The following is a 25972-nucleotide window of genomic DNA, read 5'->3' on the forward strand; positions in this document are numbered from 1 at the left end:
CGGGGCGCGCGCCGGGAACCGGCCGCGCCCCTGTGCGACGATTAAGCCTGGCGGCGACGCATGAAGCCCAGCAGGCCCAGGCCGGCCACCAACATGGCCCAGGTTTGTGCCTCAGGCACGGCCGACACGCTCAGCAGGTTTTGCGAGACGCTGCCGACGCCGGCGCTGCTCAGGCTGGTGTAGTTGAAGGTGTTGTGGATCGCGCCCGAACCGAGGGCGGTGCCCAACATGGTGTTGGCGTTGAGCACGATGGCGTTGTTCAAGTTCTTGAACTTCAAGGCGCCGCCCAGCAGGTTGCCATTGTCGTTGTTCAATTCCCACAGCGCCAACTGGAACGCCTGGGCCGCCGCGTAGCTGGTTGCCAAGTTTGCCACCGAGCTGGTGTAGTAACCCTCGTACAGGCGCTTGATCGAATCGGACGCGGCGAACGCGGCCGAGCCGTAGTGGTTGTTCGAAGCGTTCAGCGCCACGGTTGGCTGCAGGCAGAACGCCAGGAAGGTGTTGCTGTCGTAGGTGGCTTCCCACACGCCCGGGGTGACCGAGTTGCCCGGACCGAAGGCGCCGCCGCTGGCGGTGAACATGCCGGCGCCGTGCAAGGTGGCGGTCAGGTTGCTGCCGGCGGCGCTGGCGCCGGCGCTGGCCAGGGTCAGGACGGCGGCGGCGACGCCGGCGCGCAGGATAGCGGTCATTGCTGTTTTCATGATGATTGTCTTCTTTAAATAGTTATAGTGAAAAATACTGCCACGGTTCCGGCGCCGGCCGCACTGGCGCGGCGCCGTACCCGCACTGCAAACGCAAACTTCTTTACGCTGCCATTTCCGGCGCCGCGGCATGTGCCAGCACCCGGCGCAAGGTCTCGGCGACGTCGCACTGGACACAGGCGTCGGCCGGCGCGGCCAGCGGCGCCGGCGCCGGCGCCACGCCCTGGCCGACCACCTGGTCGAGCGCGTTGTCGTCGCGCAGCAGGTCGGCCATGTTCGGCAAGGCCACGCCGGCCTTGGCCGCGTCCTTGGCGTCGACGTTGAAATACACGTCCGTCATGTCGACCGACTTGCCGCTGGCCAGCGTCGCGCTGCTGCGCTCCAGATGCAAGTTGTTGTTGGCGTCCAGGAACGGCAATTCGGTGAAGCTGACCGTCAGGCTGCTGACGCCGGCGTCGTGCAGCGACAACAATTCGCCGGCGTCGGTGTGGCCGTTGCTGTTGGCGTCGCGCCAGATGCGCAGTTCGGCGAACTTGTCGTCGTTGACGTCGACCACGCCGTCGCTGTTGGAGTCGAAGCTGGCCAGCTTGGCGAAGCCCGAACCCTTGCTGGCGCCGCCGAACAATTCGCCGATGCCGTCGATGCTGCCGTTGCCGTTGGCGTCGACCGCCAGGAAGCCGTCGTTGCCCGAGACCCAGCCGGACTGGATCGCCTGGCCGTCGCCCAGCAGGTCGAAGCTGCCGTGGAAGTCGGCGCGGGCGATGGTTTGGATGCCGTCGCCGCCCAGATCGATGACGATCGGCGTGATGCTCGCGTCCCAGCTCATGTCGTTCTCGCCCGACTCCAGGAAGGTCCTATCGGTGTAGGTGACGTTGGCCTTGGAGACGCCGTCGCCGTTCACGTCCGAATCGATCTGGTCGTTGGAGCCGACGTTTTTCACGCCCCACTTCCAGGTTTCCATGTCGTAGCCGGCGAACTTGACGCCGGACTTGTCGAATTTCAGGTAGAACGAACCCGGGTCCAGGTTGCCGAAATTGTAGTTTCCGTTGCTATTCGTGTAGGTCGTTGCCAGCAACTGGTTGGCGTTGTTGTACAGCATAACCTTGATGCAGGCGATGCCCTCTTCGTTGCTGTCCTGCACGCCGTCATGGTCGCGGTCGCGCCAGACCTTGTCGCCGATGCTGGCCTTGCGGTACAGGCCGGCGTCCCAGCTCATGTCGTTTTCGCCGTAGCCGAGGTTGGTCAGCGCGCTGCGGCCGCTGCTGGTATCGACGTCGGAGTCGATGGCGTCGGAACCGACGTTGCCCCTGGTGTAGTAGTAGCCGGACGGCTTGACCACTTCGACCTTGTAGTCGCCCGCGTTCAAGCCGCTAAACAGGTAGTTGCCGCTGGCGTTCGTGGTGGTCGTGCCCAGCACCTGGTTGTAGGCGTTGAGCAGCTTGACGGTGACGCCGCCGATGCCGCTCTCGCCGGCGTCCTGCACGCCGTTGAAGTTCTTGTCTTCCCACACCTTGTCGCCGATGCTGGCGGTTTGCCTGACCAGGCCGGCGTCCCAACTACGGTCGATTTCACCCGAGCTCAGTTCGGTCTGGATGGTTTTGCCCAGCGCGTTGGCGTCCGAGTCGGCGCTGTCCGAGCCGACGTCCTGCGCCGTGAACTTGTAGCCGGCCGGGGCCACGAAGGCCACCGAGTAGACGCCCGGGGTCAGGTTGGTGAACAGATACTTGCCATAGCTATCGGTGGTGGCGCTGGCGACGACCGCGCCGGCGCTGTTGAGCAGGTTGACGGTGACGCAAGCGACGCCGGACTCGCCGGTGTCCTGCACGCCGTTGCCGTTGCAGTCGCCCCAGACCCGGTCGCCGATCTGCGCTTTTTGATACAGGCCGGCGTCGAGCGTGTTGTTGGTCTCGCCGGCGGCGACGGCGAACTGCGCGGTGTTGCCGGCGCCGTCGATATCGCTGTCGGCGGCGTCGTTGGCGCCGGCGTCGCGCGGCGACGTGAAGTAGCCCGACGGCGCTTTGACGGCCACCGAATAGGTGCCCGCCGCGACGTCGAAGTGGTAATTGCCGGTGGCGTCGGTGGTGGTGCTGCCGACCACGCCGCCGAGCGCGTTTTTCAGTTGCACGGTGACGCCGGCAATACCGGCCTCGCCGGCGTCCTGCACGCCGTTGGCGTTGGCGTCGAGCCAGACGCGGTCGCCGATGTGGGCGTCGGGCGCCTGCACGCCCATGTCCAAGCTGCGCTCGCTTTCGCCCGATTCGAGCACCGTCTGGGCGGTGCGGCCGTCGGCCTGGTTGGCGTCGGAGTCGGCGCCGTCGTCGGCGCCGACGTCGCGGCCGGTGATGACGTAGCCGGCCGGCAGGCTGGCCTTGTCGAATTGCACGCTATAGCTGCCCGGCACCAGGTTGGTAAACAGGTAGTTGCCGTTGGCGTCGGTGGTCAACGGGCTGCCGACGGCCACGCCATAGGCGTCGAGCAGCGTCACCTTGACGCCGGCCACGCCGGCCTCGCCGGCGTCCTGCACGCCGTTCTTGTTCAGGTCGAGCCAGACGCGGTCGCCCAGCTCGGCCGTTTTATACAGGCCGGCGTCCAGGTCGGGATGGTTCTGGCCGGCGGCCAGCGTTACCTGGGCGCTGTTGCCGCTGGCGTCGATATCGCTGTCGGCGGCGGCGTTGCCGCCGGCGTTCAGGGCGGTGGTGACATAACCGGCCGGCGCCAGCACGGCCACCGAATAGGTGCCAGGATCGACGCTGAAGCCGTAGTTGCCGTTGGCGTCGGTGACGGTGCTGCCGACCACGGCGCCGGCGGCGTCCTTCAATTGCACGGTGACGCCGCCGATGCCGGCTTCGCCCGCGTCCTGCACGCCGTTGGCGTTCTTGTCTTCCCACACCCGGTCGCCCAGCGTGGCGGGGGTGGCGACGATGCCGGCGTCCAGGCTATGGTTGCTCTCGCCGGCCAGCAACACCACTTGCGCGGTGCCGCCGTCGACGACGCTGGCGTCGGAGTCGGCGCCGTCGTCGGCGCCGACGTCGCGGCCGGTGATAACGTAGCCGGCCGGCAGGCTGGCCTTGTCGAATTGCACGCTATAGCTGCCCGGCGCCAGGTTGGTGAACAGGTAGTTGCCGTTGGCGTCGGTGGTCAACGGGCTGCCGACGGCCACGCCATGGGCGTCGAGCAGCGTCACCTTGACGCCGGCCACGCCGGCTTCGCCGGCGTCCTGCACGCCGTTCTTGTTCAGGTCGAGCCAGACGCGGTCGCCCAGTTCGGCCGTTTTATACAGGCCGGCGTCCAGGTCGGGATGGTTCTGGCCGGCGGCCAGCGTTACCTGGGCGCTGTTGCCGCTGGCGTCGATATCGCTGTCGGCGGCGGCGTTGCCGCCGGCGTTCAGGGCGGTGGTGACATAACCGGCCGGCGCCAGCACGGCCACCGAGTAGGTGCCCGGATCGACGCTGAAGCCGTAGTTGCCGTTGGCGTCGGTGACGGTGCTGCCGACCACGGCGCCGGCGGCGTCCTTCAATTGCACGGTGACGCCGCCGATGCCGGCTTCGCCCGCGTCCTGCACGCCGTTGGCGTTCTTGTCTTCCCACACCCGGTCGCCCAGCGTGGCGGGGGTGGCGACGATGCCGGCGTCCAGGCTATGGTTGCTCTCGCCGGCCAGCAACACCACTTGCGCGGTGCCGCCGTCGACGACGCTGGCGTCGGAGTCGGCGGCGTCGTTGGCGCCGGCGTCGCGGCCGGTGAAGACGTAGCCGGCCGGCAGGCTGGCCTTGTCGAACTGCACGCTATAACTGCCCGGCGCCAGGTTGGTAAACAGGTAGTTGCCGTTGGCGTCGGTGCGCAAGGGGCTGCCAACGGCCACGCCGTGGGCGTCGAGCAGCGTCACCTTGACGCCGGCGACACCGGCTTCGCCGGCGTCCTGCACGCCGTTCTTGTTCAGGTCGAGCCAGACGCGGTCGCCCAGTTCGGCGGTTTGATACAGGCCGGCGTCGAGGCGCGGGTTGGTTTCGCCGGGCGCCAGCGTCACCTGCGCGCTGTTGCCGCCGGCGTCGACGTCGCTATCGGTGGCGGCGTCGCCGCCCTGGCCCTGGGCACTGATGGCGTAGCCGGCCGGCGTCACGATCGCCACCGAGTAGGTACCCGGATTGACGTCGAAATGGTAGGCGCCGGCGGCGTCGGTGGTGGTGCTGCCGACAACGTTACCGCCGGCATCCTTCAATTGCACGACCACGCCGGCAATACCGGCTTCGCCGGCGTCCTGCACGCCATTGGCGTTGGCGTCGTTCCAGACGAAGTCGCCCAGGTGCGCCATCGGCACGTTGAAAACCAGGTGGTTGGGGGTGGCGCTCAGGTCGCTGGCGTTGCAGCCGACGGTGCCGCCGTCGTCGCGCACCTGGAAGCCCAGCGCGAAGCTGCCGGCCCGGTCCGGCGACGGCACAAACACCAAATGGCCGGCGCGGATGTCGGCGATGCCGATTTCGGCGCCGGCGGCGACGGCGGCGCCGTTCAGCAGCAAGGTGCCGGCGACCGGCATGGTGGTGATCAGCACCGACTGGAAGCCGTTGCTCTCGACGACGTCGTGGAAGCCGAAGTCGGCTTCGCCCAAGACCACGGCGTTGCCGTTGAGCAGGTCGAACGACTTGTCGGCGCCTTCGGGGGCGTCGTTGACCGGATCGACGATCACTTGCAGGAACAACGAAATGGTATTGCCGTCGCCGTTGTTGACGACCACTTCGATGGTTTCAAAACTGCCGTTGTAGTTGGCCGCCCAGGCGCCGGGACGCACGTACAGCGTGTCGTTGTCGAGGCGGCCGAACAGCGGGATGTTGCCGGTGGCTTCTTCATCGTCCGGCTGCAGCACGGTGATCGCGCTGATGTTCAGTGCGCCGGCGACCGTGTAGCCGGCCTGGGCCAGGATATCGCGGATGTCGACGTTCTTTTCGGTGTCTTCGCAGACGTGAATGACACTGGAAAGGTTAATGGTTGACATGCGGACTCCGAATACAAAAAAAGTGATGGATAGGCCCGCGCAGACGCGAACCGCCGAATATGGAAATGGGTACTACAAACTTGGGAATACCATGACGGGAACGTAAAGCAGACGCTGTGTACGCGGAGTTAAGGGATACACAGGGCGCGCGAGGCAGAAATCCCAGAATATGGGCATTTCTTACGATGCATCAAAGTTATCCATATTATACGGAAGATTTCTTTGCGGTAGTTATTTTTTTTACTATCAAGATGTTGTTTCAATAATTGGCTTATTCGCGTGGAAATTTTGCCACGGCGTCGAATTTCTCTTCGGCAGGCGCAATGCCCTACAATCTCGGCATGAAACAACTTACCCTCGCTTTACCGTTCGCCCTGCCCCCCGCCGAACTGGCCGCCGACTTGCAAAGGGCGATGCAGGCGCCGGCGCTGGCGGCCCTGCTGTCGCGCACCCACGAACACCGGCTTACCGCCTTCGACAACAGCACCCGGGTGTTGCCGCACGAAGCCTGGCTGGCGCACGCGCTCGGCCTGGCGGGCGCGCCGGACGGCCCGGCCGCCGGCGTGCCGCTGGCGCCGGCGGTCATGCGCGGCTTCGGCCAGGCGCCCGCCGCCGGCTACTGGCTGCTGGTGCACCCGGTGCACGTGCAAATCGCCCGCAACCACCTGCTGATGAGCGACCAGCGCCAGCTGCCGCTGGACGAGGCCGACGCGCGCGCGCTGTTCGACGCCGCCCGCCCCTATTTCGACGAGATCGGCAAGCCGCTCCTGTACGGCGACGCGCACACCTGGTTCGTGCGCGCCGACGACTGGGGCGGCCTGCGCACGGCCTCGCCGGACGCGGCCACCGGCCAGAACCTGACGGCTTGGATGCCCGAAGGCGAGCAGGCGCGCGCCTCGCGCAAACTGCAAAACGAAGTGCAAATGCTGTGGCACGAGCACCCGGTGAACGTGGCGCGGCAAGCCCGCGGCCTGGCGCCGGTGAACTCCTTCTGGCTGTGGGGCGGCGCCGACGCGGCCCCGGCCGCGGCGCCGGCGCCGCTCTTGCTCAGCGCCGATTGTCCGCCCTGGCTGGCGGCGCTGGCGGCGCCGCCGCGGCGCCCCGCCGAGCTGGCGGCCGTGCTCGGACGGGCCGACGAGCGGACCCTGGTCGCGCTTGGCGGCCTGGTCGGCGCCGGCCTGGGCGCCGACTGGTCCCACTGGCTGCTGCAGATGCAGCGCCTGGAACAGGAATGGTTCGCGCCGCTGCTGGCGGCGCTGAAAAACGGCAGCCTCGGCCAGTTGACGCTGATGCTGAGCAACCGCGACGCCTATGCCGAATTTAGCGGCAGCAAACAGGCCCAGCGCAAATTCTGGCGCAAAATCACCTTGAACAAGCTCTCCACATGACACTGACCCGCATCGCCACCCGCCCCTGCCCCTACCGGGAATCCGAAATGTTGCGCCAGGGCGGCATCCACCCGGTGCTGGCGCGCCTGTACGCGGCGCGCGGCCTGACCCAGGCCAGCGAACTGTCGAGCGAACTGGCCGCCTTGATGCCGCCGGCCGGCCTGCTGCACATCGGCGCCGCCGCCGTGTTCCTGGCCGACGCCATCGGCGCCGGCAAGCGCATGGTCATCGTCGCCGACTACGACTGCGACGGCGCCACCGCCTGCGCCACGGCGCTGCGCGGCCTGCGCGCGATGGGCGCGCACGTCGACTTCATCGTGCCGAACCGCTTCGAGTACGGCTACGGCCTGACGCCGGAGATCGTCGAGCTGACCGCGCGCGAAAAGGCGCCCGACATCATCATCACCGTCGACAACGGCATCGCCAGCGTCGACGGCGTGGCCGAGGCCAACCGCCGCGGCATCGAAGTGGTCGTCACCGACCACCATCTGCCCGGCGACACCCTGCCGGCGGCGCGCGTGATCGTCAACCCGAACCAGCCCGAGTGCGGCTTCCCCAGCAAGCACCTGGCCGGCGTCGGCGTGGTGTTTTACGTGCTGCTGGCGCTGCGCGCGGAGCTGCGCCGGCGCGGCGTGTTCGACGCCCAGAGCCAGCCCAAGCTCGACCACCTGCTCGACCTGGTGGCGCTGGGCACGGTGGCCGACGTGGTGCGGCTCGATTCGAACAACCGGATTTTGGTGGCGCAGGGCCTGAAGCGCATGCGCGCCGGCCGCATGCACGCCGGCGTGGCGGCGCTGTTCCGCGTGGCCGGGCGCGAGGCGCGCAGCGCCAGCCCGTTCGACCTCGGCTTCGCGCTGGGGCCGCGCCTGAACGCCGCCGGGCGCCTGCAGGACATGTCGCTGGGGATCGAATGCCTGATCACCGACGACGAGGGGCGGGCCTGGGCGCTGGCCCAGCAGCTCAACGACATCAACCTGAAACGGCGCGAGATCGAGGCCGAGATGCAGGACACCGCGCTGCTGCACCTCGACGAGTTCGAGCCGGCCAACAGCAGCACCATCAGCGTGTTCGACGCCGGCTGGCACCAGGGCGTGATCGGTATCGTCGCCTCGCGTCTGAAGGAAAAGTTCTTCCGCCCGACCATCACCTTCGCGCCCGGCGCGGACGGCTGGATCAAGGGCTCCGGGCGCTCGATTCCCGGCTTCCACCTGCGCGACGCGCTCGACCTGGTGTCAAAGCGCGCGCCCAGCCTGATCGACAAGTTCGGCGGCCACGCGATGGCGGCCGGCCTGACCATCCGCGCCGACGCCTTCGACGCGTTCTCGGCGGCTTTCGAGGCGGTCGGCCAAGCCTGGCTGAGCAAGCAGCAGCTCGAACGCGTCATCGAAACCGACGGCCCGCTGGAGGACGCCTACTACACCACCCAGTTCATCGAGTTGATGGACGGCCAGGTGTGGGGCCAGGGCTTCGCGCCGCCGGTGTTCTGCGACGAGTTCCGCGTGGTCAGCCAGCGCATCCTCAAAGAGCGCCACCTGAAGCTGCTGCTGGAAAAGAACGGCGCGCGCTTCGACGCCATCTGGTTCGGCCACACCGACGCGGTCGGCGAGCGGGCGCGGGTCGCCTTCCGCCTCGACGCCAACGAATACAACGGCGTCACCAAAGTGCAATTACTGGTCGAGCACGCCGAAGCGGCGTAGGCGGCGCGGGCGCGGGCGCGCGCCCGCGCCGCTACACCGCTCAAGGCAGGTCTTGCTCGGCATACGCGCACCACGCGTGGTCGCAACGGCCCACCAGTTCGCGCGCGTCGGCAATGGTGATGCGGCCGTCGTGGTCGAGGTCGCGCGGGTCCTCGGCGCCGTACGCGTCGGTGTTGAGCGACGCCATGATGATGCCGAGGTCCCAGCGGTTGACCGCCATGTCGCCGTTCAGGTCGCCCGCAGGCGCCCGCGCCACGGTGTACGTCAGCGTCAATTCCGAATAATCGAGCGCCGTGCCGTCGCCGAACAGCAGGTCCAGGCGGTTCTGCGCACGCAGCATCGGCAACAGGTCGCGCACGCCATCGGGGCGGCCGAGATAGGCGGCGGCCAAGCGCGCCCGCAGCGGCACTTTGGCCAGGTTCACGCTGAGATTATAGGTCTGGCCGGGCTGCGGCGGCGCGCCCAGCAAGTCGCCCAGCGCGATCACGTTGCTGGAATACGGCTCGGCGACGGTTGGCAGCGCGCTCTCGTTATACAGGATGAACTGAGCGCCGGCGGCGGCCCCGGTCACGCGTACCCGGGCCTTAAGCGTGGCCGAGGTAATCAGCGGCGCACCCTGCAGCCAGGTAATCTCGTGCGTCAGGCCGACCGTGTTGCGGGGCGCGACGACGTCCATGTCGACGGCCGGCGCGCCGGCCTCGCCGGCGAAGTAGGCGATCAGGTCGGCCACATGCGCCGATTTCGGCGCGGCGTCGGCCGCGTCGCCGGCGTGGAAATTGTCCTGGTCGCCGATCAGCTGGCGCATCCATGTGTCCACGTCGAATTGCTTCAGGACCAAGCTGGAATAGTCGACCATGGTGTCGTCGGTGAACACCAGGTCGAGGCGCCGGCGGCTCACCGCGTGGGGCAACATATTGCGATAATTGTCCGGCACGCCGGAATAACTGTCGGCGCTGAAGTCGCGCGTGGGATAACTCTGCACGTCCAGCTTCAGGGTGTAGGTTTTACCCGCGACGGGCACCTCGCGCAGCAGGTCAACCAGCGCAATGACACTGTGGAAACGCCGGTCCGAGCCATATGGCGGCAGGGTTAAATTGTTTAAGATGAAGTCGTTGCCGGCCACCTCGCCGCTCATGCGGATACGCACGTCGACATTGGCCGCTTCGATCGGATAGCCGCGCGGCACCGCCATGAAATGGCTGACTGCAACCGGATTGTGGTGCGCCGGCACATCCAGATTGCGTACCGGCCCCTGTCCCGGCGCCGCCTGTAGATACTCGACGAAGCTGCGCGCCAGCGGCGACAGGGAGACCACGTCGGCCGCGTCGCCCGGATGGAAGTCGTCGCGGTCGCCAACCAGGCTGTCGATGAAGCGGCCGGGGTCGCCCGACAGCGCGAAGTGTCCCTCGACCCCCTCGGCGCTGGCGCAGACCGACAGCGCGGCGGCCATGGCCTGCGTGTCCAGCAAGACCCGCTCCCAGAAGCAACTGAACACCGCTTGCGACTTGGCGCTTGGCGTCGGCAAGCCGGCCCGGATGAAGGTGCGCGCGCCCGCCGCCATGACGGCGGCCGGCATGGCGGCATCGACCCGGGTAGTGAAGAAAACCACCTTGTGTTCGAGCGCCCCGGCGGGAAGGCGCTGGAAATACGGCGTGTCCAGCGCCCCGCCGTGCACTTGGACCGGCGACGCGTTGCCGACGCCCACCACGCCGACGGCCAGGATGTTCGGTGCTTCCAGTACCGCGTGCACGGCGGGAAGGGCGGCCCGGGCCCCGACCAGGGTGTGGCACAAATAACGGGCCAGGCGAGCGCGGTCGCAGGAAGCGGCAACGGCGTCGCTCAGCGCCGACGACGCCGTGATGAACACCATGTCGGTGTCGGGCGCCTGCGTCGAGGGTGGCGGCGCAGTCCTCGGCGGCGGGCCACCGATAAAATTGGCGGCGGCCGCGCCGGCGACACGGGCGGCGGGCGGCGCCGGCTCGCTTGCCACCGCAACCAGCGGGTTGAGGAATATAGTCAGAAGCAGCGCGGCGGCGGCCGGCACTCCGGCCAAGGGGGCGATCGTATACATGCGCATCTCCAGTGGTCCGGCCGCAACAACACGTCATTGCCGGCGCGACGAAGCGCACGCAAGACTCGCGCCAAGCGCTGGAAAGGGTTGGGAAAAGCCGTTAAATCAAGCACTTGCGGCAAGCGTCCGGGGCGCTGCGGGAGCGTGCATGGACGCGGCGTCATTTTTTCCGACAGCGGAAGTTGGAAAGGCCACGCCGCCCATTAAAGGCTGAGGCCGGCAAGGGTCGGTTTTTTTCGCGGCGCCGTGACGGCGTGCCAATTGAGCCGGTCGGCGTTGGCGCGCACCAGGTTCGCGCCACTATTGCACGGCGCGCAGCGCAACACCTCCTCACCGCTGCGTTCGCAAACCAGCCGCAATTCGATAAAGCCGGCGGGGTCGACATGCTCGCCGAGAAACGCCGCCATCGCCTCGGCGAAGGCGTGCAGCCCGTGGCCGGCGAAGCCCGGGGCATCGAGCGTCATGCGCACGCCGACGCCGCGTACCAGGGCCACGCCGTCGCGGCCGCGCAGCCATGCCTCCGCCGGCCGATGCACCAGCCGCGCGATGGCGGAAATCACCCATTGACGCAGCGTCGGCTGCGCCATGTCATACAAGGTCAGCATCTGGGCGAACGCCGGCGCCCCGCGCTCGGTCGAACATTGGAGCTGGCAGACGCCGGCGGGCGCGGCCAGCGCGAAAACCGGCGTGCAACCCAACAGCAGATTCTTGCTCGACAGGCGAGCCAGTCGGCGCGCCATGTCGGAGTCGGCCGGCACGCGCGTCAACGCCAGATGCAGGGTCAGAACGCGGCCGCCGGGGGGCAGATATTTGCGCAGCGCCGCGACGTCGATGTCGACGAAGTTGAATTTTTCGGGAAAGGCAAGGTATTCCGCCAGCAGGCGGCCGGATGCGGCCGGCAGCAGCGCGTCGGCGGCGGCGAAGCCCACCGGGCCCAGCGGAATGCGGTCGAGCAGACTCCAATGGCCGCTGCCGCTGATCTCGACGTAGGCGCAAACGGTGTGCGCGAACAAGGCGTCGCGCAGCGCGGCGCAGAACTCGGGTTCGCCATCGAGATAGACGCGCAGCGCCGGCAAGCCGAGCCGGTCCAGCGCCGGCGCCTCGGCGCAGCTTTCAATGACCAGGCTGATGCACGCGGACACGCCGGACGGCAGGCCCGGCGCGGCGGCCGGCGCCAACATGGCGAAGCGGGCCTGCGACAGCAGCACGGGCGCCAGCGTGACGTCGTAGGCGGTGCGCCAGCCGCTTGCCTCGAACGAGCCGGACAGCGGCGTCAATACGCTGCCGCGGGCGACGGTGGTGGCGCCGCCGCACCGGCGCGCCGCGTCGCCGTTGCCATCGATGTGGGCGATCGCGCAGGCGCGAAGCGGGCGCCCACCACCCTGCTGCAGCCATGCGGGCGGCGCCGTCGCGCCAGACCGCATGCCGGTCTCCGCGCTGGTGTTGGCGCGCACGAGAAATTCGCGGCAGGCGCCGCGCAGTTGGTCCAGCGCCCGCTCGGCATACGGCAGCAACTGCTCCATCGTCCCCTCCCCATCTGGCGCGTTCAGCACGCTCTTCATACTGGCAGGAAACTTCGTCGCCTTCCTTGAGCGGCAACAAGGGTGCGTGGCGCGCGTGGCTTGCAATCCATCCTATAACGGAGTATAAATTATCCATTACCGGAGCCAATCATGAGCCTAGCCTACGCCTACCCAAAAAGCCACTTCGAACCGACCGTGTTGGTGGATTTGACCGCCAAGAGCGAGCGCGAACGCCTGTCCAAGTCCGCGCTGAAGGGCTTCTTCAAGCTTGCCGCGGCGTGGAAGCTGCGCGACGACGACGCCCGCGAACTGCTTGGCGGCCTCTCCAGCAGCGCCTACTATGAATGGAAAAAGAACCCCGACCGGGTGCTCGACGTGGACCGCATCACGCGCGTTTCCTACCTGCTGGGCATCTACAAGGCGCTGCACATCCTGTACGGCGACAAGCTCGCCGACGAATGGGTGACGCTGCCGAACAGCAACCAGATCTTCGCCGGGCGCACCCCGCTGGCGCACATGCTGCGCGGCGGCCTGTTGGCGATGCAGACGGTGCGCAAACTGCTCGACGCCCGCCGTGGAGGCCTGTGACCTTGGCCATATCCGCGCTACCCCCGCTGTCGTTGCTGCGCCAGTTCGACACCTGCCGCCTGATCCAGTCGCGCTTCGCCGACGTCGAGGACTCGGTGCTGGCGCCGCTGGCCGACGACACCGGCCATCTACGCGACCTGTTCGACCTCGACAACGCCACCAACGCCCGTCTGATCGCCGAATCGGGCGGCGCGGCCGGCATCGGCGTCGACGAACTGGTGTCCCGCGTACCCAACTTCCGCATCGTCAACGCCGCCTTTACCTACGCCAGGCCGGAAGGCAGCCGCTTCAACGACAGCGAGCGCGGCGCCTGGTACTGCGCCTTCGACGCCGCCACGGCCCTGGCCGAAATCACCTTCCACAAGAGCGTCGAATACCAGGAAATTCAGCGTTTCGACGACAGCGTCAGCTACCAGTTGATGCTGGCCGACTTCAGCGCCGAGTTCCACGACCTGCGCGGCCTGGAGGCGTTCCGCGCCTGCCTGGCCCCGGCCAGCTACCTCGACTCGCAACAACTGGCGGCGCGCCTGCTCGACGCCGGTTCGCTGGGCCTGATTTTCCCCAGCGTGCGGCGCGACGGCGGCACCAACCTGGCCTGCTTCCGGCCTGCGCTGGTGGGCAATGTTCGCAAAGGCGACGTCTATCGGTTAACATGGGAGGGTACGCCGACGCCGCGCATCGACATCGTCTGAGCGCGCCGGACTCCCCTATGACATCGAACGAGTACCAACATGCAAACCAAACCCGAGAACGATACCGACCTGCGCATCAAAGTCAACCGAGAAACCGCGCGGCTGCCATGGAGTGAGCTGGAGAAGCATTTCGCACAAGGCAACGTGGTGTTCGTCACCAGCGATCTCGACCTGGTCGAGGTGGCGGTGCGCATTTCGCACGACGACAAGGCCACCATCGTTCAATGGATGGCCGAGCGCAAGGTGATGAAGGCGTCGGACCAGCAGGCGCAAAGCTGGCAGCAGGCCGACGCCGCGCTGTGGGCGGTGGTGGTCAGCCCGTTTATTCTGGTACAAGAGGAAAAGCCGGCCGTGCATTAAGCAGTCGCCATTCACGGCGCGCGCGCGGCGGCAAGTCGAATCCAGGATAAAGGGAGTCGGCAGCATAACACCAAGGTTTACCTGGCGTTGTTGTCGATTGGCGCGGGGTTCGGCCGCGCGCTCGGGTATAATCCAAGGTTTGATTTTCACTATAAGAAGACACCATCATGGAAGCCGAACGCATCAACTCCCTCTCCGCCCTGCTCGCCGATCTGACGATCCGCGAAGCCGAACTTCGGAGGTATCTTTGACTTCGATACGAAGTCAGAGAAGCTAGAGCAAGTCAATGAAGAATTAGAGGATCCGACCGTCTGGAACGATCCGAAGCGCGCCCAGGACCTCGGCAAGGAGAAGAAGGCGCTGGAGTCCATCGTCTTTACGCTGACCAAGGCCGACGCCGATCTGCGCGATACGAACGATCTGTTCGCCATGGCGCGCGAGGAGCAGGACGACGAGACGCTCGAGGCGGTCATCGCCGACGTCGACGCCATCAAGTTGATCATCGAGGGCATGGAGTTCCGCCGCATGTTCAACAATCCGATGGACCCGAACAACTGCTTTATCGATATCCAGGCCGGCGCCGGCGGCACCGAGGCGCAGGATTGGGCCTCGATGCTGTTGCGCCAGTATCTACGCTATTGCGAACGCAAGGGCTTCACGGTCGAGATCCTGGAGCAGTCCGACGGCGAGGTCGCCGGTATCAAGACCGCCACGCTGAAGGTCGAGGGCGACCACGCCTATGGCTTCCTGCGCACGGAAACCGGGGTCCATCGCCTGGTGCGCAAGTCGCCCTTCGATTCCGCCAACGGCCGCCACACCTCGTTTACCAGCCTGTTCGTGTATCCGGAAGTCGATGATTCGATCGAGATCGACGTCAACCCCGCCGATATCCGCGTCGACACCTACCGCGCGTCCGGCGCCGGCGGTCAGCACATTAACAAAACCGACTCCGCGGTCCGTATGACGCACGCGCCCACCGGTATCGTGGTGCAGTGCCAGAACGACCGCAGCCAGCACCGCAACCGCGCCGAGGCGATGGAGATGCTGAAGTCGCGCCTGTACGAGCATGAGCTGCGCAAGCGCATGAGCGAGCAGCAGAAGCTGGAAGACTCGAAGACCGACGTCGGCTGGGGCCACCAGATCCGCTCCTACGTGCTGGACCAGTCGCGCATCAAGGATTTGCGCACCGGTTTCGAAACCGGCAACACCAAGGGCGTGCTGGACGGCGATATCGACGAGTTCATTTCGGCTTCACTCAAGCAAGGCGTATAAACGATGACTTCTCCCCAGCGCGCGTTCATCTTCGACATGGACGGCACGATCGTCGACAACATGGCCTTCCACACCGAGTCCTGGATGACGTTTTTCCAGCGCCGCGGCCATGTGCTCGACGCCGACGATTTTTTCCTCAGCACGGCCGGGCGCCAGGGACACGAGATTATCCGCTCCTACCTGGGCGACGTTTTCAGCCCGGCCGAGCACGTCGCGCTGATGGCTGAGAAGGAGTCGGTTTACCGCGAGCTGTACGCGCCGCACCTAGCCACCGTGGCCGGTTTCGACGCGCTGGTCAAGGCCGCCCGCGGCGACGGCGTCGCGCTGGTGGTCGGCACCGCCGCGCCGAACGAGAACATCGTCTTCACGCTCGACGGGCTCGACCTGCGGCGCCATTTCGACGCCGTCGTCGGCGCCGCCGACGTCCAGCGCGGCAAGCCCCATCCGGACGTGTTCCTGATGGCGGCCGAGCGCGCCGGCGCGCTGCCCGAGAACTGCATCGTGTTCGAGGACGCGCCGCTGGGCGTGGAGGCGGCGCGCCGCGCCGGCATGCGCGCGGTGGTCCTGAGCACCACCCTGCCGGCCGAGGCTTTCGCGCAGTTCGACAACGTCATCTGCGTCGCCCGCGATTTCCGCGAGCTGTCGGTCGAGGCGCTGTTCGCCAGCAGCCCGGCCGCACCCATCATTTAATTAGACAGACAAGACAAAACACTATGACGACGGATATCCAAGAACAAGCCGCAGCACCGGACGAAAACAAGATCATCGCCGAACGCCGCGCCAAGCTGGCCGCGCTGCGCACCCAGGGCGTCGCCTTCCCGAACGACTTCCGCCCCCTGCACAAGGCCGCCGACCTGCATCTGCAATACGGCGCCAAGACCCGCGAAGAGCTGGAAGCCGAGCCGGTCACCGTGGTACTGGCCGGGCGCATGATGTTGAAACGCGAAGCCGGCAAGAAAGCCGCCTTCGCCACGCTGCAGGACGCCTCCGGCGCCAAGGCCGATGGCCGCATCCAGATCTACGCCACGCTCGACCTGACCGGCGAAGCGGCCATGGCCGCGCTGCACCACTACGACCTGGGCGATATCCTGGGCGTGACCGGCACGCTGTTCAAGACCAAGACCGACGAGCTGACCATCAAGGCCACCGAACTGCGCCTGATCACCAAGTCGCTGCGTCCGCTGCCGGACAAGTTCCACGGCCTGGCCGATCAGGAAACCAAATACCGCCAGCGCTACGTCGACCTGATCATGAACGAGGACACGCGCCGCACCTTCAAGGCGCGCACCGCCGCGATCTCGTCGATCCGCCGCTTCATGGAGAAGAACGAGTTCATGGAGGTGGAAACGCCGATGCTGCACACCATCCCGGGCGGCGCCGCGGCCAAGCCGTTCACCACCCACCACAACGCGCTCGACATGCAGATGTTCCTGCGCATCGCGCCCGAGCTGTACCTGAAACGCCTGGTGGTGGGCGGTTTCGACCGCGTCTTCGAGATCAACCGCAACTTCCGCAACGAGGGCGTGTCGATCCGTCACAATCCCGAGTTCACCATGATGGAGTTCTACGCCGCCTACACCGACTACAAGTGGCTGATGGACTTCACCGAGGCGGTGATCCGCCAGGCCGCCGTCGACGCCCACGGCACCGCCACGCTGACCTACGGCGGCCGCGAGCTGGACCTGGCCAAGCCGTTCCACCGCCTGACCATCGTCGGCGCGATCAACAAGTACGCGCCGCACTACAGCAACGAGCAGTTGCACGACGCCGGGTACATCAAGGCCGAATTGCTGAAGTTCGGCGTCAAGCCGCACGCCCACTCCGGCCTGGGCGCGCTGCAACTGGCGCTGTTCGAGGAAACCGCCGAGGCGCAGCTGTGGGAACCGACCTACATCATCGACTATCCGGTGGAAGTGTCGCCGCTGGCGCGCGCCTCCGACACGGTGGCCGGCATCACCGAGCGCTTCGAGCTGTTCATGGTCGGGCGCGAGATCGCCAACGGCTTCTCCGAGTTGAACGACGCCGAAGACCAGTCGGCCCGCTTCCTGGCGCAGGTGGCGGCCAAGGACGCCGGCGACGAAGAGGCGATGTACTACGACGCCGACTACATCCGCGCGCTGGAATACGGCATGCCGCCGGCCGGCGGTTGCGGTATCGGCATCGATCGCCTGATCATGATCATCACCGACTCGCCGAACATCCGCGACGTGCTGCTGTTCCCGCACCTGCGCCGCGAAGACTAATCGCGACGCCAGCAAAAAAGCCGCCCGGCGCGAACCGGGCGGCTTTTTTTATGGCTGGCGCGCGCGGCGAAGGCGCCGGCGACGTCGATTAAAACCAAGGGCGCGCCGGCGCCACGCGTCCCCTACTGGATCACGCGGTAGCACGGCGTGTACGACTTGCCGGCCAGCTTCATGCGGTGCTGCGCCACGAACGAGGCCAGCAGCGCGTCCATCGGTCCCATCACGGCGGCGTCGCCATGGATCTCGAAGTGGCCGTATTTCTCGATCGCGCGGATACCCTCGTCCTTGACGTTGCCCGCCACCACGCCCGAAAACGCCCGCCGCAGGTTGGCCGCCAGCAGATGCGTTTCCTGGTTCTTGTGCAGGCTCAGGTTGCGCATGTTCTCGTGCGTCGGCGAGAACGGCTTCTGGAATTCGCGGTCGATCTTCAGCAGCCAGTTGAAGTAATAGGCGTCGCTGTGGGCCTTGCGGAATTCGCGCACCTGTTTGATGCCGTCCAACATTTCGCGCGCCACCAGTTCCGGGTCGTCGATGATGATTTTATAGCGCAGTTGCGCCTCCGGCCCCAGCGTGTCGCTGATGAACTGGTTGATTTGCACGAAGTAGTCGCGCGACGCCTCCGGCCCGGTAAACACCAGCGGGAACGGCATGCCGGCGTTGTCCGGATGCAGCAGGATGCCGAGGATGTAGAGGATCTCCTCGGCCGTGCCGGCGCCGCCCGGGAACACGACGATGCCGTGGCCGGCGCGCACGAACGCCTCCAGGCGCTTTTCGATGTCCGGCATGATCACCAGGTCGTTGACGATCGGGTTCGGCGATTCGGCGGCGATGATGCCCGGCTCGGTGATGCCCAGGTAGCGCCCGGCGTGCAGGCGCTGCTTGGCGTGGCCGATGGTGGCGCCCTTCATCGGACCCTTCATCGCGCCCGGGCCGCAGCCGGTGCAGATGTCGAGGCCGCGCAAGCCCATCTGGTAGCCCACTTCCTTCGAGTAATTGTATTCGGCGCGGTTGATCGAGTGGCCGCCCCAGCACACCACCAGGTTCGGATTGAGCTGGGTCTGCAACACGTTGGCGTTGCGCAGGATGTGGAACACGGCGTCGGTGACGCCCTCGGTGCTGTTGAGGTCGAATTTCGGGTTGCCGGTCACCTCGTCGCTGACGAAGATAATGTCGCGCAGCACCGCGAACAGGTGCTCGTGGATGCCTTTGATCATTTTACCGTCGACGAAGGCGATCGCCGGCGCACCCTTGATGTCCAGCTTGATGCCGCGCTCGCGCTGGATGATACTGATGTCGAACGATTCGTAACGTTCCAGCAGTTCCTTGCCATCGTCGATGGTGCTGCCGCAGTTCAGGACTGCGAGCGCGCAATTGCGGAAGGTGTTGTAAAGGCCGCCCTGACTGGTGTCGAGCAGCTTGTTGACTTCCGTTTTGGAGAGCACGTCCAAACGGCCCTCCGGCGAAACCAGGGTATCGACAACGTCATGTTCCATGATGCGAAAATCCTTTAAAAATACGGTGCCGGGAGGGCGCCATGCGGCACCGCCCTCCGAGTGATGAGCTTGCAATGCCAATATACGACAAGTCGACAAGTTTGTGGCCGCCAAATTCGCAAAAAACCAACGGCTGCGCGCCGCCGCAAGGCTATTCGGGTTGATATGAATAAGACATACTTGTTTATGCAAATCGAACTGTTCGCTTGCGGCAATTTGTAGATTAGAATGCCTCCCTATTGGAATTCCCCGGACATTACGGCGCCCTACCCGGGCGCCAGCGGAACCGGGTGGCTCCATATTTTTTATCCATTATAAAAATTTTTCAGGAGAAACCGCATGAGCGGTGCTACTACGTTGAACAAGGAAGCCACCCTTCCCGAGTTTAAGCAGATCATGGGCCACCCGAGCCCACTGTGGATGTTATTTATGACCGAATTCTGGGAACGCTTCGCGTTCTACGGCATTCGCTGGGCCCTGGTGCTCTACATCGTCGCCCAATTCCACGGCGGCGACGCCTCCGGCCAGGCCGTTGCCAACCTGACCTACGGTTCCTACCTCGCGCTGGTGTACGCCGGCGCCCTGTTCGGCGGCTACGTCGCCGACCGCGTCATCGGCTACCAGCGTTCGATCCTGATCGGCGCCTGCTTCATGGCCGCCGGCCTGTTCATGATTTCGATCCCCAACCCGGACGTCTTCAAACTGGGCTTGGCCACCATCATCGTCGGCAACGGCATGTTCAAGCCGAACATTTCGACCATGGTCGGCAAGCTCTACAGCGTCGCCGACACCCGCCGCGACAGCGGCTTCACGATCTTTTACATGGGTATCAACATGGGCGCCTTCTTCGCCCCCATCTTCACCCAGGTACTGGCGCAAAAAGTCTTCGGCACCGACGCCATGCCCGCCTACAAAATCGTCTTCATCGCGGCCGGCATCGGCATGCTGGTCAGCCTGGTCTGGTTCGCCATCGGCCGCAAGTCGCTGAAAGGCATCGGCGCGCCGGAGCCGGAGGCGCAAAGCCGCCTGCGCATGGTCTACGTGACCATCGGCGCGCTGGTGGTGATTCCGCTGGTATACTTCCTGCTGGCCGTCGGCGCCACCAACCTGCAATACGTGTTGTCGGTGCTGTTCGTCGGCCTGAGCATCATGTTGATGATCGAAGGCATCAAAAACGGCAAGGTCGCGCGCGACAAGGTCATCGCCATGTTGCTCATCTTCGCCTTCAACATTTTGTTCTGGATGTTCTTCGAACAGGCCGGCAGCTCGTTTACCTTCCTCGCTGAAAACATCGTCGACCGCCAACTGGGCGGCTTCGTCTTCCCGACCGCCTGGTTCCAGAGCGTCAATTCGATCGCCATCATCGCCTTCGCGCCGATCGTCGCCTTCGCCTGGATCTTGCTGGGCCGGCGCGACGCCAATCCGTCGATCCCGCGCAAATTCGGCCTGGGCCTGATCGGCAACGCCATCGCCTTCGGCCTGCTGATCTACGCACTGTCGAGCCTAGTCGACGGCAACGGCAAAATCCCGTTCTGGACCCTGTTCATGGTCTACGTGATCCAATCGGTGGGCGAACTGTGCCTGTCGCCGATCGGCCTGTCGATGGTCACCAAGCTGGCGCCGGTGCGCCTGGTCGGCCTGGGCATGGGCGGCTGGTTCCTCTCCACCGGTATCGGCAACAACCTGTCGGGCATCTTCGCCAGCCACGTCAGCGGCGAAAGCGGCCTGTCGGTGGCGTCGGCGCTGGACGGCTACTCCTTCGGCTTCTGGTCGCTGCTGGGCGCCGGCGTGGTGCTGTTCCTGATCGCACCGCTGATCAACAAGCTGATGCACGGCGTCAAATAAACGCCGCGCTGTAAAGCGTCAATGAACACGGCGGCCCGCGGGCCGCCGTTTTTTATGGGTGAAGCGTTAGCGTGTCGTAGGTCGGATTAGCGGGACGCGTAATCCGACCATGTTGGCCGAAGCGAGCCGCGCCGCTCCAGGCCAAGCTTGTCGGCTTGCGCCGTTCCGGCCAACCCGACCGACGCAACCGGCCGACGTAACGCCATTGGCGTCGGCGCTGCGAACGCCTGCCAAAAAAATGCCGCTCGGCCTGGGCGGAGCGGCATTTGTGGCGGACTGAAGCGGCTAGCTTACGCGGCTTTCTTCTCGCGCGCGACGATGTACAGCAGTACGATCAGGGCGGCGTACGGCAGCAGCGACAGCGCGTCGGCGTTGATGCCTTCGTAGAACGGGTTGCTGTGCTCGGCCCAGTTCGTCACGGCCTTGTCGAAGTTGGTCAGCAGGCCGGCCGTAATCGCGATGATGATGCCGGCCAGCGCGCCGCCGGCGATGTAACCGGACGCCAGCAACACGCCCGAGCTGCGGTCGCCCGCAGATTGCTTCTCTTCCGCCGTTAGGCCGACGTTGTGCGCCAGCTTGTTGTTGCGGCGGTCCACCAGCCAGCGGATGCCGCCGCCGATGAAGATCGGCAGGGTCGACGACAGCGGCAGGTAGACGCCGACCGAGAACGCCAGCGAGGCCACGCCGGCCATTTCCAGCACCACCGCGATCATCACGCCGAACAGCACCAGGGTCCACGGCAGTTTCTGGTCGAGGATGCCCTTGATGATGTAGGACATCAGCACCGCCTTCGGCGCGTCGTATTTCTTCACTTCCGATCCGTCCGGACGGGTCTTGTAGACGCCGTTGATGCCCGGATCGACCAGGTAGGCCAGCCTGCCGTCGTCGTGCACCAGGTATTTGCCGGCCGGGCCGCCGACGGTGTCGGGCTTTTGCCAGACTTTATAGGTCTTGGCGTCGTCGGCTGCCTGCGGGCCCTGCAGCGCCGCGGTGACAGTCAGTTTCGAGGCGTCGGTGGTGACGCCGGGCGCCACCTGCGCCGCCGGCACGTAGACGGTGCTGGCGTCGTTCAGTTTCAGCAGGATAGGCCCGAGGATCAGCGCCGACGACAGCGCGCCGGCGAGGATCGCGTACTGCTGCAGGCGCGGCGTGGCGCCGACCAGGAAGCCGGTCTTCAAGTCTTGCGAGGTGGTGCCGGCGTTGCTGGCGGCGATGCAGACGATGGCGCCGACCGACAGCGCGGTGACGTAGTACTGGCCGCCGGTCCAACCCATGATCAGGAAAATCAGGCAGGTGAACAGCAGCGTCGCCACGGCCATGCCGGAGATCGGGTTCGACGAGGAGCCGATTTCGCCGGTCAGGCGCGAGGACACGGTGGCGAACAGGAAGCCGAACACCAGGATCAGCAGCGCGCCCAGCAGGTTCATATGCAGCGGCGTGGCGACGGTGATCACGGCCAGGATGCCCAGGCAGCCGATGATGACCCATTTCAGCGGGATGTCCTGCTCGGTGCGCAGCGTCGAGGCCGGCTTGCTGCCCTTGCCCATGCTGGCCAGGCCGGCGGACAGGCTGCTCCAAATCATCGGCAGCGAACGCACCAGGCTGATCAGGCCGCCGGTGGCGACCGCGCCGGCGCCGATGTACAGCACGTAGGCGCTGCGCACCTCGTTCGGCCCCATTGCGCTGATCAGTTTGGTGCCCGGCGACAGGATTACGCCCATCTGGTCGCCGAAGAACTTGATCATCGGGATCAACAGCAGATAGGACAGCACGCCGCCGGCGGCCATCGTCGCGGCGATGCGCGGGCCGATGATGTAGCCGACGCCGAGCAGCTCGGGCGAGATTTCGGCGCCGATCGAGCCGGCCTTCAGCGGCGCGTCGAAGACCACGCCGGTGGTGTCCTTCCAGCCTTTGAAGGAGACGTTGAACACTTTATACAACAGGCCGACGCCGAAGCCGCCGAAGATGATCTTGGCGCGCCGTTTCGCGTCCAGCGCGGCCAGCGAGTCCTTCTGGATGCTTTCGCCGGCGGCGATGCGCGAGCTGTCGGTGGCGGCCGCCTTCAGCACCTCGGCGCAGGCCGTGCCTTCGGGGAATTTTAATTCCTTGTGCTGGTCGACGATCAAGGTGCGGCGCATCGGGATCATCATCAGGATGCCGAGCAGGCCGCCGAGCACGCCGACCAGCATCACGCGCGAGATTTCCAGGTCGAAGCCGAGGATCAGGATGGCCGGCATGGTCACGCCCAGGCCGAAGGCGATCGATTCGCCGGCCGAGCCGGCGGTTTGGGTGATGCTGTTCTCGAGAATCGAGGAATCCTTGCCGCCGACCTTCTTGGCCAGGCCGAACAGGGTGATGGCGATGACGGCCACGGGGATCGACGCGCTCACCGTCAAACCGACCTTGAGCACCAGGTACAGCGACGAGGCGCCGAACACCATCCCCAGAATCACCCCCATGACCAGGGCGCGCAATGTCATCTCCGGTAGTTGCGCCTCGGCCGGGATATACGGCCGCACGGCCGGCTGTGTTACGTCTTTTGGCATTGAATCAATCCTTGTTATATATTTTTTAGGTCGAAACCGGCAGCGCCCGCGGCACGGACGGTTTCGTGCAACCGTGACTATCGCACAAGCTTGAATTGATTGAAAGCGTTTTTGCGGCCCTCCCGGCGCCGTGCGGAACGGCCGATTCGATGGTCTATAATTGGTCCACCGTGCGACGCACGCTTCTGTGAGAATTCCACTTTGACCGCTTCCCGTAACGCCCTCCCCACCTGGCTGACCCGCCGCCTCGCGCTGCGCGTGCTGATCGGCGCCGGCGCCGCCGCGCTGCTGGGCGCCGCCCTGCTGGCCGCCTACCTGTTCCTGTTCATCGCGCCCAAGCTGCCGGCGCTCGACGTCATCACCGACTACCGCCCCAAGATCCCGCTGCGCGTCTACACCGCCGACCAGGTGTTGATCGGCGAATTCGGCGAGGAGCACCGCGATTTCGTCGCCATCAAGGACGTGCCGGAGATGATGAAGAAGGCCTTGCTGGCGATCGAGGACACCGAGTTCTACGAGCACGGCGGCATCAACTACGTGCGCGCGCTGGGCGCCGCCAAGGCCAACCTGGGCGGCGGTACGCGCCAGGGCGGCTCGACCATCACGATGCAGGTGGCGCGCAACTTCTTCCTGACGCGCGACAAGGTATATTCGCGCAAGGTCAACGAAGTCATGCTCGCCTATAAAATCGAGGCGGCGCTGAGCAAGGACCAGATCCTGGAGCTGTATATGAACCAGATCTACCTGGGCCAGCGCTCCTACGGCTTCGGCAGCGCCGCCCAGACCTATTTCGGCAAGCCGCTGCAACAGCTGTCGTTGGCCGAAATGGCGATGCTGGCGGGCCTGCCGCAAAACCCGGCGCGCCACAACCCGGCCGTCAATCCGAAACGCGCGGCCCAGCGCCAACGCCTGGTGCTCAAGCGCCTGCGCGAGCTTGAATACATCAGCGCGGCGCAGTACGAGCAGGCGCTCAAGGAGCCGCTGCGGGTGCAACCGCGCGGCCAGCAGTTCGACACCCACGCCGAATACGTCGCCGAACTGGCGCGCCAGGCGGTCTTCGCCGAGTTCAAGGAGGAGGCCTACACCAAGGGTTTGAAGGTCTACACGACCATCCTCAAGGCCGACCAGGACGCCGCCTACGAGGCGGTGCGGCGCAACGTGCTGGCCTACGACCAGCGCCACGGCTACCGCGGCCCGGAAGGCTTCATCGACCTGCCGGCCACGCCGGAGGAGCGCGAAGAGGCCATCGACGAGGCGCTGCAGAAGCGTCCTCTGAGCGACCGCCTGATCGCCGCCGTCGTCACCTCGGTGTCGCCGAAGAAGGTGACGGTCGACGCCGGCGCCGACGAGGAAATCGAGATCCGCGGCGAGGGCCTGCGCTTCGCCGCGGCGGCGTTGGGCGCCAACGCCAAGGCGGGCGTCAGGCTGGTGCCCGGCGCGCTGGTGCGCATCAGCCAGGACGGCAAGAAGGCCTGGAGCATCGTGCAAGTGCCGCAGGTGGCGGCGGCGTTCGTGGCGATCGACGCCAACACCGGCGCCTACCACGCCATGGTCGGCGGCTTCGACTACCGGCTGCAGCAGTTCAACCACGTCACGCAGGCCTGGCGCCAGCCCGGCTCGGCCTTCAAGCCCTTCGTCTACTCGGCGGCGCTGGAGAAGGGTTTTTCCCCGGCCACCCTGATTAGCGACGCGCCGCTGGAAATGAGCGGCGCCGAGGCCGGCGGCCAGAACTGGCAGCCGCAAAACGACGACGGCAAGTTCGAAGGTCCGATCAGCATGCGCTTCGCGCTGGCGCAGTCGAAGAACGTCGCCTCGGTGCGCATCCTGCGCGCCGTCACGGTGCCGTTCGCCCACACCTTCCTGGAGAAGTTCGGCTTCGACCCGGCCAAGCAGCCGAACAACCTGACGATGGCGCTGGGCACCGGCGCGGTGACGCCGGGCCAGCTGGCGGGCGCCTACGCGCTGTTCGCCAACGGCGGCTTCCAGGTGCAGCCCTACCTGATCGGCAAAGTCACCGACGCCCAGGGCGCCGTCGTCTCGGCAACCCAGGCGCCCGAGGCGGGGCTGGAAACGGCGCGCGGGCTGGACGCCCGCAACGCCTACATGGTCGACAACATGCTGCGCGACGTGGTGCGCTCGGGCACCGGCGCGGCGGCGACCCAGCGCCTGGGCCGCGGCGACATCGCCGGCAAGACCGGCACCACCAGCGACGCCTTCGACGGCTGGTTCGCCGGCTACGGCGGCGGCATCGTCGGCGTGGCGTGGATGGGCTTTGACGAACCGAAGTCGCTGGGCGGGCGCGAGTTCGGCGCCACCGCCGCCCTGCCGATCTGGATCGACTACATGAAGGTGGCGCTGGCCAGGCGGCCGCAGGCGGAACGGGCGGTGCCGGCCGGTTTGAGCCGGGTCGACGGCGACTGGGTGTACGACGAGTTCATCAACAACGGCGAGGTGCGCGCGCTCGACGTCGCGCCGGACGACATGCCGGCGCCGCCGGCGGCGTTTCCGCTGGAAACCAACTGACGCCGAGCAAACGACGCGCCATATGTAAGCCGGCTTAGCCCGC

At 66.0% G+C, this 25972-nt stretch carries 16 protein-coding genes; 10 read left to right on the forward strand and 6 right to left on the reverse strand.

Annotation, left to right across the window (positions count from 1 at the left end):
- Positions 1-41 precede the first annotated feature (41 nt).
- A complete protein-coding gene (locus tag JANGC3_RS33170; protein ID WP_198292003.1) occupies positions 42-701 on the reverse strand; it encodes a PEP-CTERM sorting domain-containing protein in 660 nt (219 codons plus the stop codon).
- 103 nt (positions 702-804) lie between these two features.
- Positions 805-5688 carry an SdrD B-like domain-containing protein gene (locus JANGC3_RS28630; RefSeq protein WP_051068243.1) on the reverse strand — a complete coding sequence of 1628 codons (4884 nt, stop codon included), beginning with the start codon at positions 5686-5688 and terminating at the stop codon, positions 805-807.
- Between the two features lie 341 nt (positions 5689-6029).
- Between JANGC3_RS28630 and JANGC3_RS0107215 the strand changes: the two genes are divergently transcribed.
- On the forward strand, positions 6030-7076 hold the full coding sequence (locus tag JANGC3_RS0107215; protein ID WP_026132674.1) for a hypothetical protein: 1047 nt from the start codon (positions 6030-6032) through the stop codon (positions 7074-7076).
- Positions 7073-8773 carry a single-stranded-DNA-specific exonuclease RecJ gene (recJ, locus tag JANGC3_RS0107220; RefSeq protein ID WP_017875814.1) on the forward strand — a complete coding sequence of 567 codons (1701 nt, stop codon included), beginning with the start codon at positions 7073-7075 and terminating at the stop codon, positions 8771-8773. The genes JANGC3_RS0107215 and recJ overlap by 4 nt, the downstream gene beginning before the upstream one ends.
- A gap of 40 nt (positions 8774-8813) precedes the next feature.
- Here the strand turns inward: recJ and JANGC3_RS0107225 are convergent, their stop codons facing one another.
- Both JANGC3_RS0107225 and JANGC3_RS0107230 read right to left on the reverse strand, forming a co-directional pair.
- Positions 8814-10844, reverse strand: a complete 2031-nt coding sequence (locus JANGC3_RS0107225) for a hypothetical protein (RefSeq protein ID WP_157406498.1) — start codon at positions 10842-10844, stop codon at positions 8814-8816.
- 203 nt (positions 10845-11047) lie between these two features.
- Complete coding sequence (locus JANGC3_RS0107230) at positions 11048-12406, reverse strand: type VI secretion system baseplate subunit TssF (protein ID WP_081611786.1); 1359 nt, start codon at positions 12404-12406, stop codon at positions 11048-11050.
- 111 nt (positions 12407-12517) lie between these two features.
- On the opposite strand from JANGC3_RS0107230, the gene JANGC3_RS0107235 reads away from it, so the two are divergent.
- From JANGC3_RS0107235 to lysS, 6 genes are all read left to right on the forward strand, one after another.
- Positions 12518-12955 carry an antitoxin Xre-like helix-turn-helix domain-containing protein gene (locus tag JANGC3_RS0107235; protein WP_017875817.1) on the forward strand — a complete coding sequence of 146 codons (438 nt, stop codon included), beginning with the start codon at positions 12518-12520 and terminating at the stop codon, positions 12953-12955.
- Positions 12952-13647, forward strand: coding sequence for an RES family NAD+ phosphorylase (locus JANGC3_RS0107240; protein WP_442789073.1), 696 nt, complete (start codon positions 12952-12954; stop codon positions 13645-13647). The genes JANGC3_RS0107235 and JANGC3_RS0107240 overlap by 4 nt, the downstream gene beginning before the upstream one ends.
- Positions 13648-13686: 39 nt before the next feature.
- Positions 13687-14007 carry a DUF2288 domain-containing protein gene (locus JANGC3_RS0107245; RefSeq protein ID WP_017875819.1) on the forward strand — a complete coding sequence of 107 codons (321 nt, stop codon included), beginning with the start codon at positions 13687-13689 and terminating at the stop codon, positions 14005-14007.
- Between the two features lie 167 nt (positions 14008-14174).
- Positions 14175-15279 (forward strand): peptide chain release factor 2 gene (prfB, locus tag JANGC3_RS0107255; protein WP_157406499.1). Its coding sequence is split into 2 segments (ribosomal slippage): positions 14175-14255 and positions 14257-15279, totalling 1104 coding nucleotides; the frame shifts between segments, so codons are not numbered across the junction.
- A 3-nt stretch (positions 15280-15282) separates the two neighbouring features.
- Positions 15283-15969 carry an HAD family hydrolase gene (locus JANGC3_RS0107260; protein ID WP_017875821.1) on the forward strand — a complete coding sequence of 229 codons (687 nt, stop codon included), beginning with the start codon at positions 15283-15285 and terminating at the stop codon, positions 15967-15969.
- A gap of 23 nt (positions 15970-15992) precedes the next feature.
- On the forward strand, positions 15993-17522 hold the full coding sequence (lysS, locus tag JANGC3_RS0107265) for a lysine--tRNA ligase (protein WP_017875822.1): 1530 nt from the start codon (positions 15993-15995) through the stop codon (positions 17520-17522).
- Positions 17523-17644: 122 nt separating this feature from the next.
- Here the strand turns inward: lysS and ppnN are convergent, their stop codons facing one another.
- A complete protein-coding gene (gene ppnN, locus JANGC3_RS0107270; RefSeq protein WP_017875823.1) occupies positions 17645-19015 on the reverse strand; it encodes a nucleotide 5'-monophosphate nucleosidase PpnN in 1371 nt (456 codons plus the stop codon).
- A gap of 339 nt (positions 19016-19354) precedes the next feature.
- Between ppnN and JANGC3_RS0107275 the strand changes: the two genes are divergently transcribed.
- On the forward strand, positions 19355-20860 hold the full coding sequence (locus JANGC3_RS0107275) for a peptide MFS transporter (RefSeq protein ID WP_026132678.1): 1506 nt from the start codon (positions 19355-19357) through the stop codon (positions 20858-20860).
- Positions 20861-21150: 290 nt separating this feature from the next.
- Here JANGC3_RS0107275 and JANGC3_RS0107280 read toward each other — a convergent pair whose 3' ends face one another.
- A complete protein-coding gene (locus tag JANGC3_RS0107280) occupies positions 21151-23406 on the reverse strand; it encodes an OPT family oligopeptide transporter (RefSeq protein WP_026132679.1) in 2256 nt (751 codons plus the stop codon).
- 201 nt (positions 23407-23607) lie between these two features.
- Here JANGC3_RS0107280 and JANGC3_RS0107285 point away from each other — a divergent pair, with 201 nt between their 5' ends.
- The gene (locus JANGC3_RS0107285) at positions 23608-25929 is read left to right on the forward strand and encodes a penicillin-binding protein 1A (RefSeq protein ID WP_017875826.1); all 2322 of its coding nucleotides are present in this window, start codon (positions 23608-23610) and stop codon (positions 25927-25929) included.
- Positions 25930-25972: the final 43 nt, after the last annotated feature.

Source organism: Janthinobacterium sp. CG3, from assembly GCF_000344615.1.
Taxonomy (GTDB): Bacteria; Pseudomonadota; Gammaproteobacteria; order Burkholderiales; family Burkholderiaceae_D; genus Janthinobacterium.

Coding starts and splice junctions, on each gene's coding strand:
- JANGC3_RS33170 (WP_198292003.1), bottom strand. CDS start 701: ATGAAAACAGCAATGACCGCTATCCTGCGCGCCGGCGTCGCCGCCGCC.
- JANGC3_RS28630 (WP_051068243.1), bottom strand. CDS start 5,688: ATGTCAACCATTAACCTTTCCAGTGTCATTCACGTCTGCGAAGACACC.
- JANGC3_RS0107215 (WP_026132674.1), top strand. CDS start 6,030: ATGAAACAACTTACCCTCGCTTTACCGTTCGCCCTGCCCCCCGCCGAA.
- recJ (WP_017875814.1), top strand. CDS start 7,073: ATGACACTGACCCGCATCGCCACCCGCCCCTGCCCCTACCGGGAATCC.
- JANGC3_RS0107225 (WP_157406498.1), bottom strand. CDS start 10,844: ATGTATACGATCGCCCCCTTGGCCGGAGTGCCGGCCGCCGCCGCGCTG.
- JANGC3_RS0107230 (WP_081611786.1), bottom strand. CDS start 12,406: ATGAAGAGCGTGCTGAACGCGCCAGATGGGGAGGGGACGATGGAGCAG.
- JANGC3_RS0107235 (WP_017875817.1), top strand. CDS start 12,518: ATGAGCCTAGCCTACGCCTACCCAAAAAGCCACTTCGAACCGACCGTG.
- JANGC3_RS0107245 (WP_017875819.1), top strand. CDS start 13,687: ATGCAAACCAAACCCGAGAACGATACCGACCTGCGCATCAAAGTCAAC.
- JANGC3_RS0107260 (WP_017875821.1), top strand. CDS start 15,283: ATGACTTCTCCCCAGCGCGCGTTCATCTTCGACATGGACGGCACGATC.
- lysS (WP_017875822.1), top strand. CDS start 15,993: ATGACGACGGATATCCAAGAACAAGCCGCAGCACCGGACGAAAACAAG.
- ppnN (WP_017875823.1), bottom strand. CDS start 19,015: ATGGAACATGACGTTGTCGATACCCTGGTTTCGCCGGAGGGCCGTTTG.
- JANGC3_RS0107275 (WP_026132678.1), top strand. CDS start 19,355: ATGAGCGGTGCTACTACGTTGAACAAGGAAGCCACCCTTCCCGAGTTT.
- JANGC3_RS0107280 (WP_026132679.1), bottom strand. CDS start 23,406: ATGCCAAAAGACGTAACACAGCCGGCCGTGCGGCCGTATATCCCGGCC.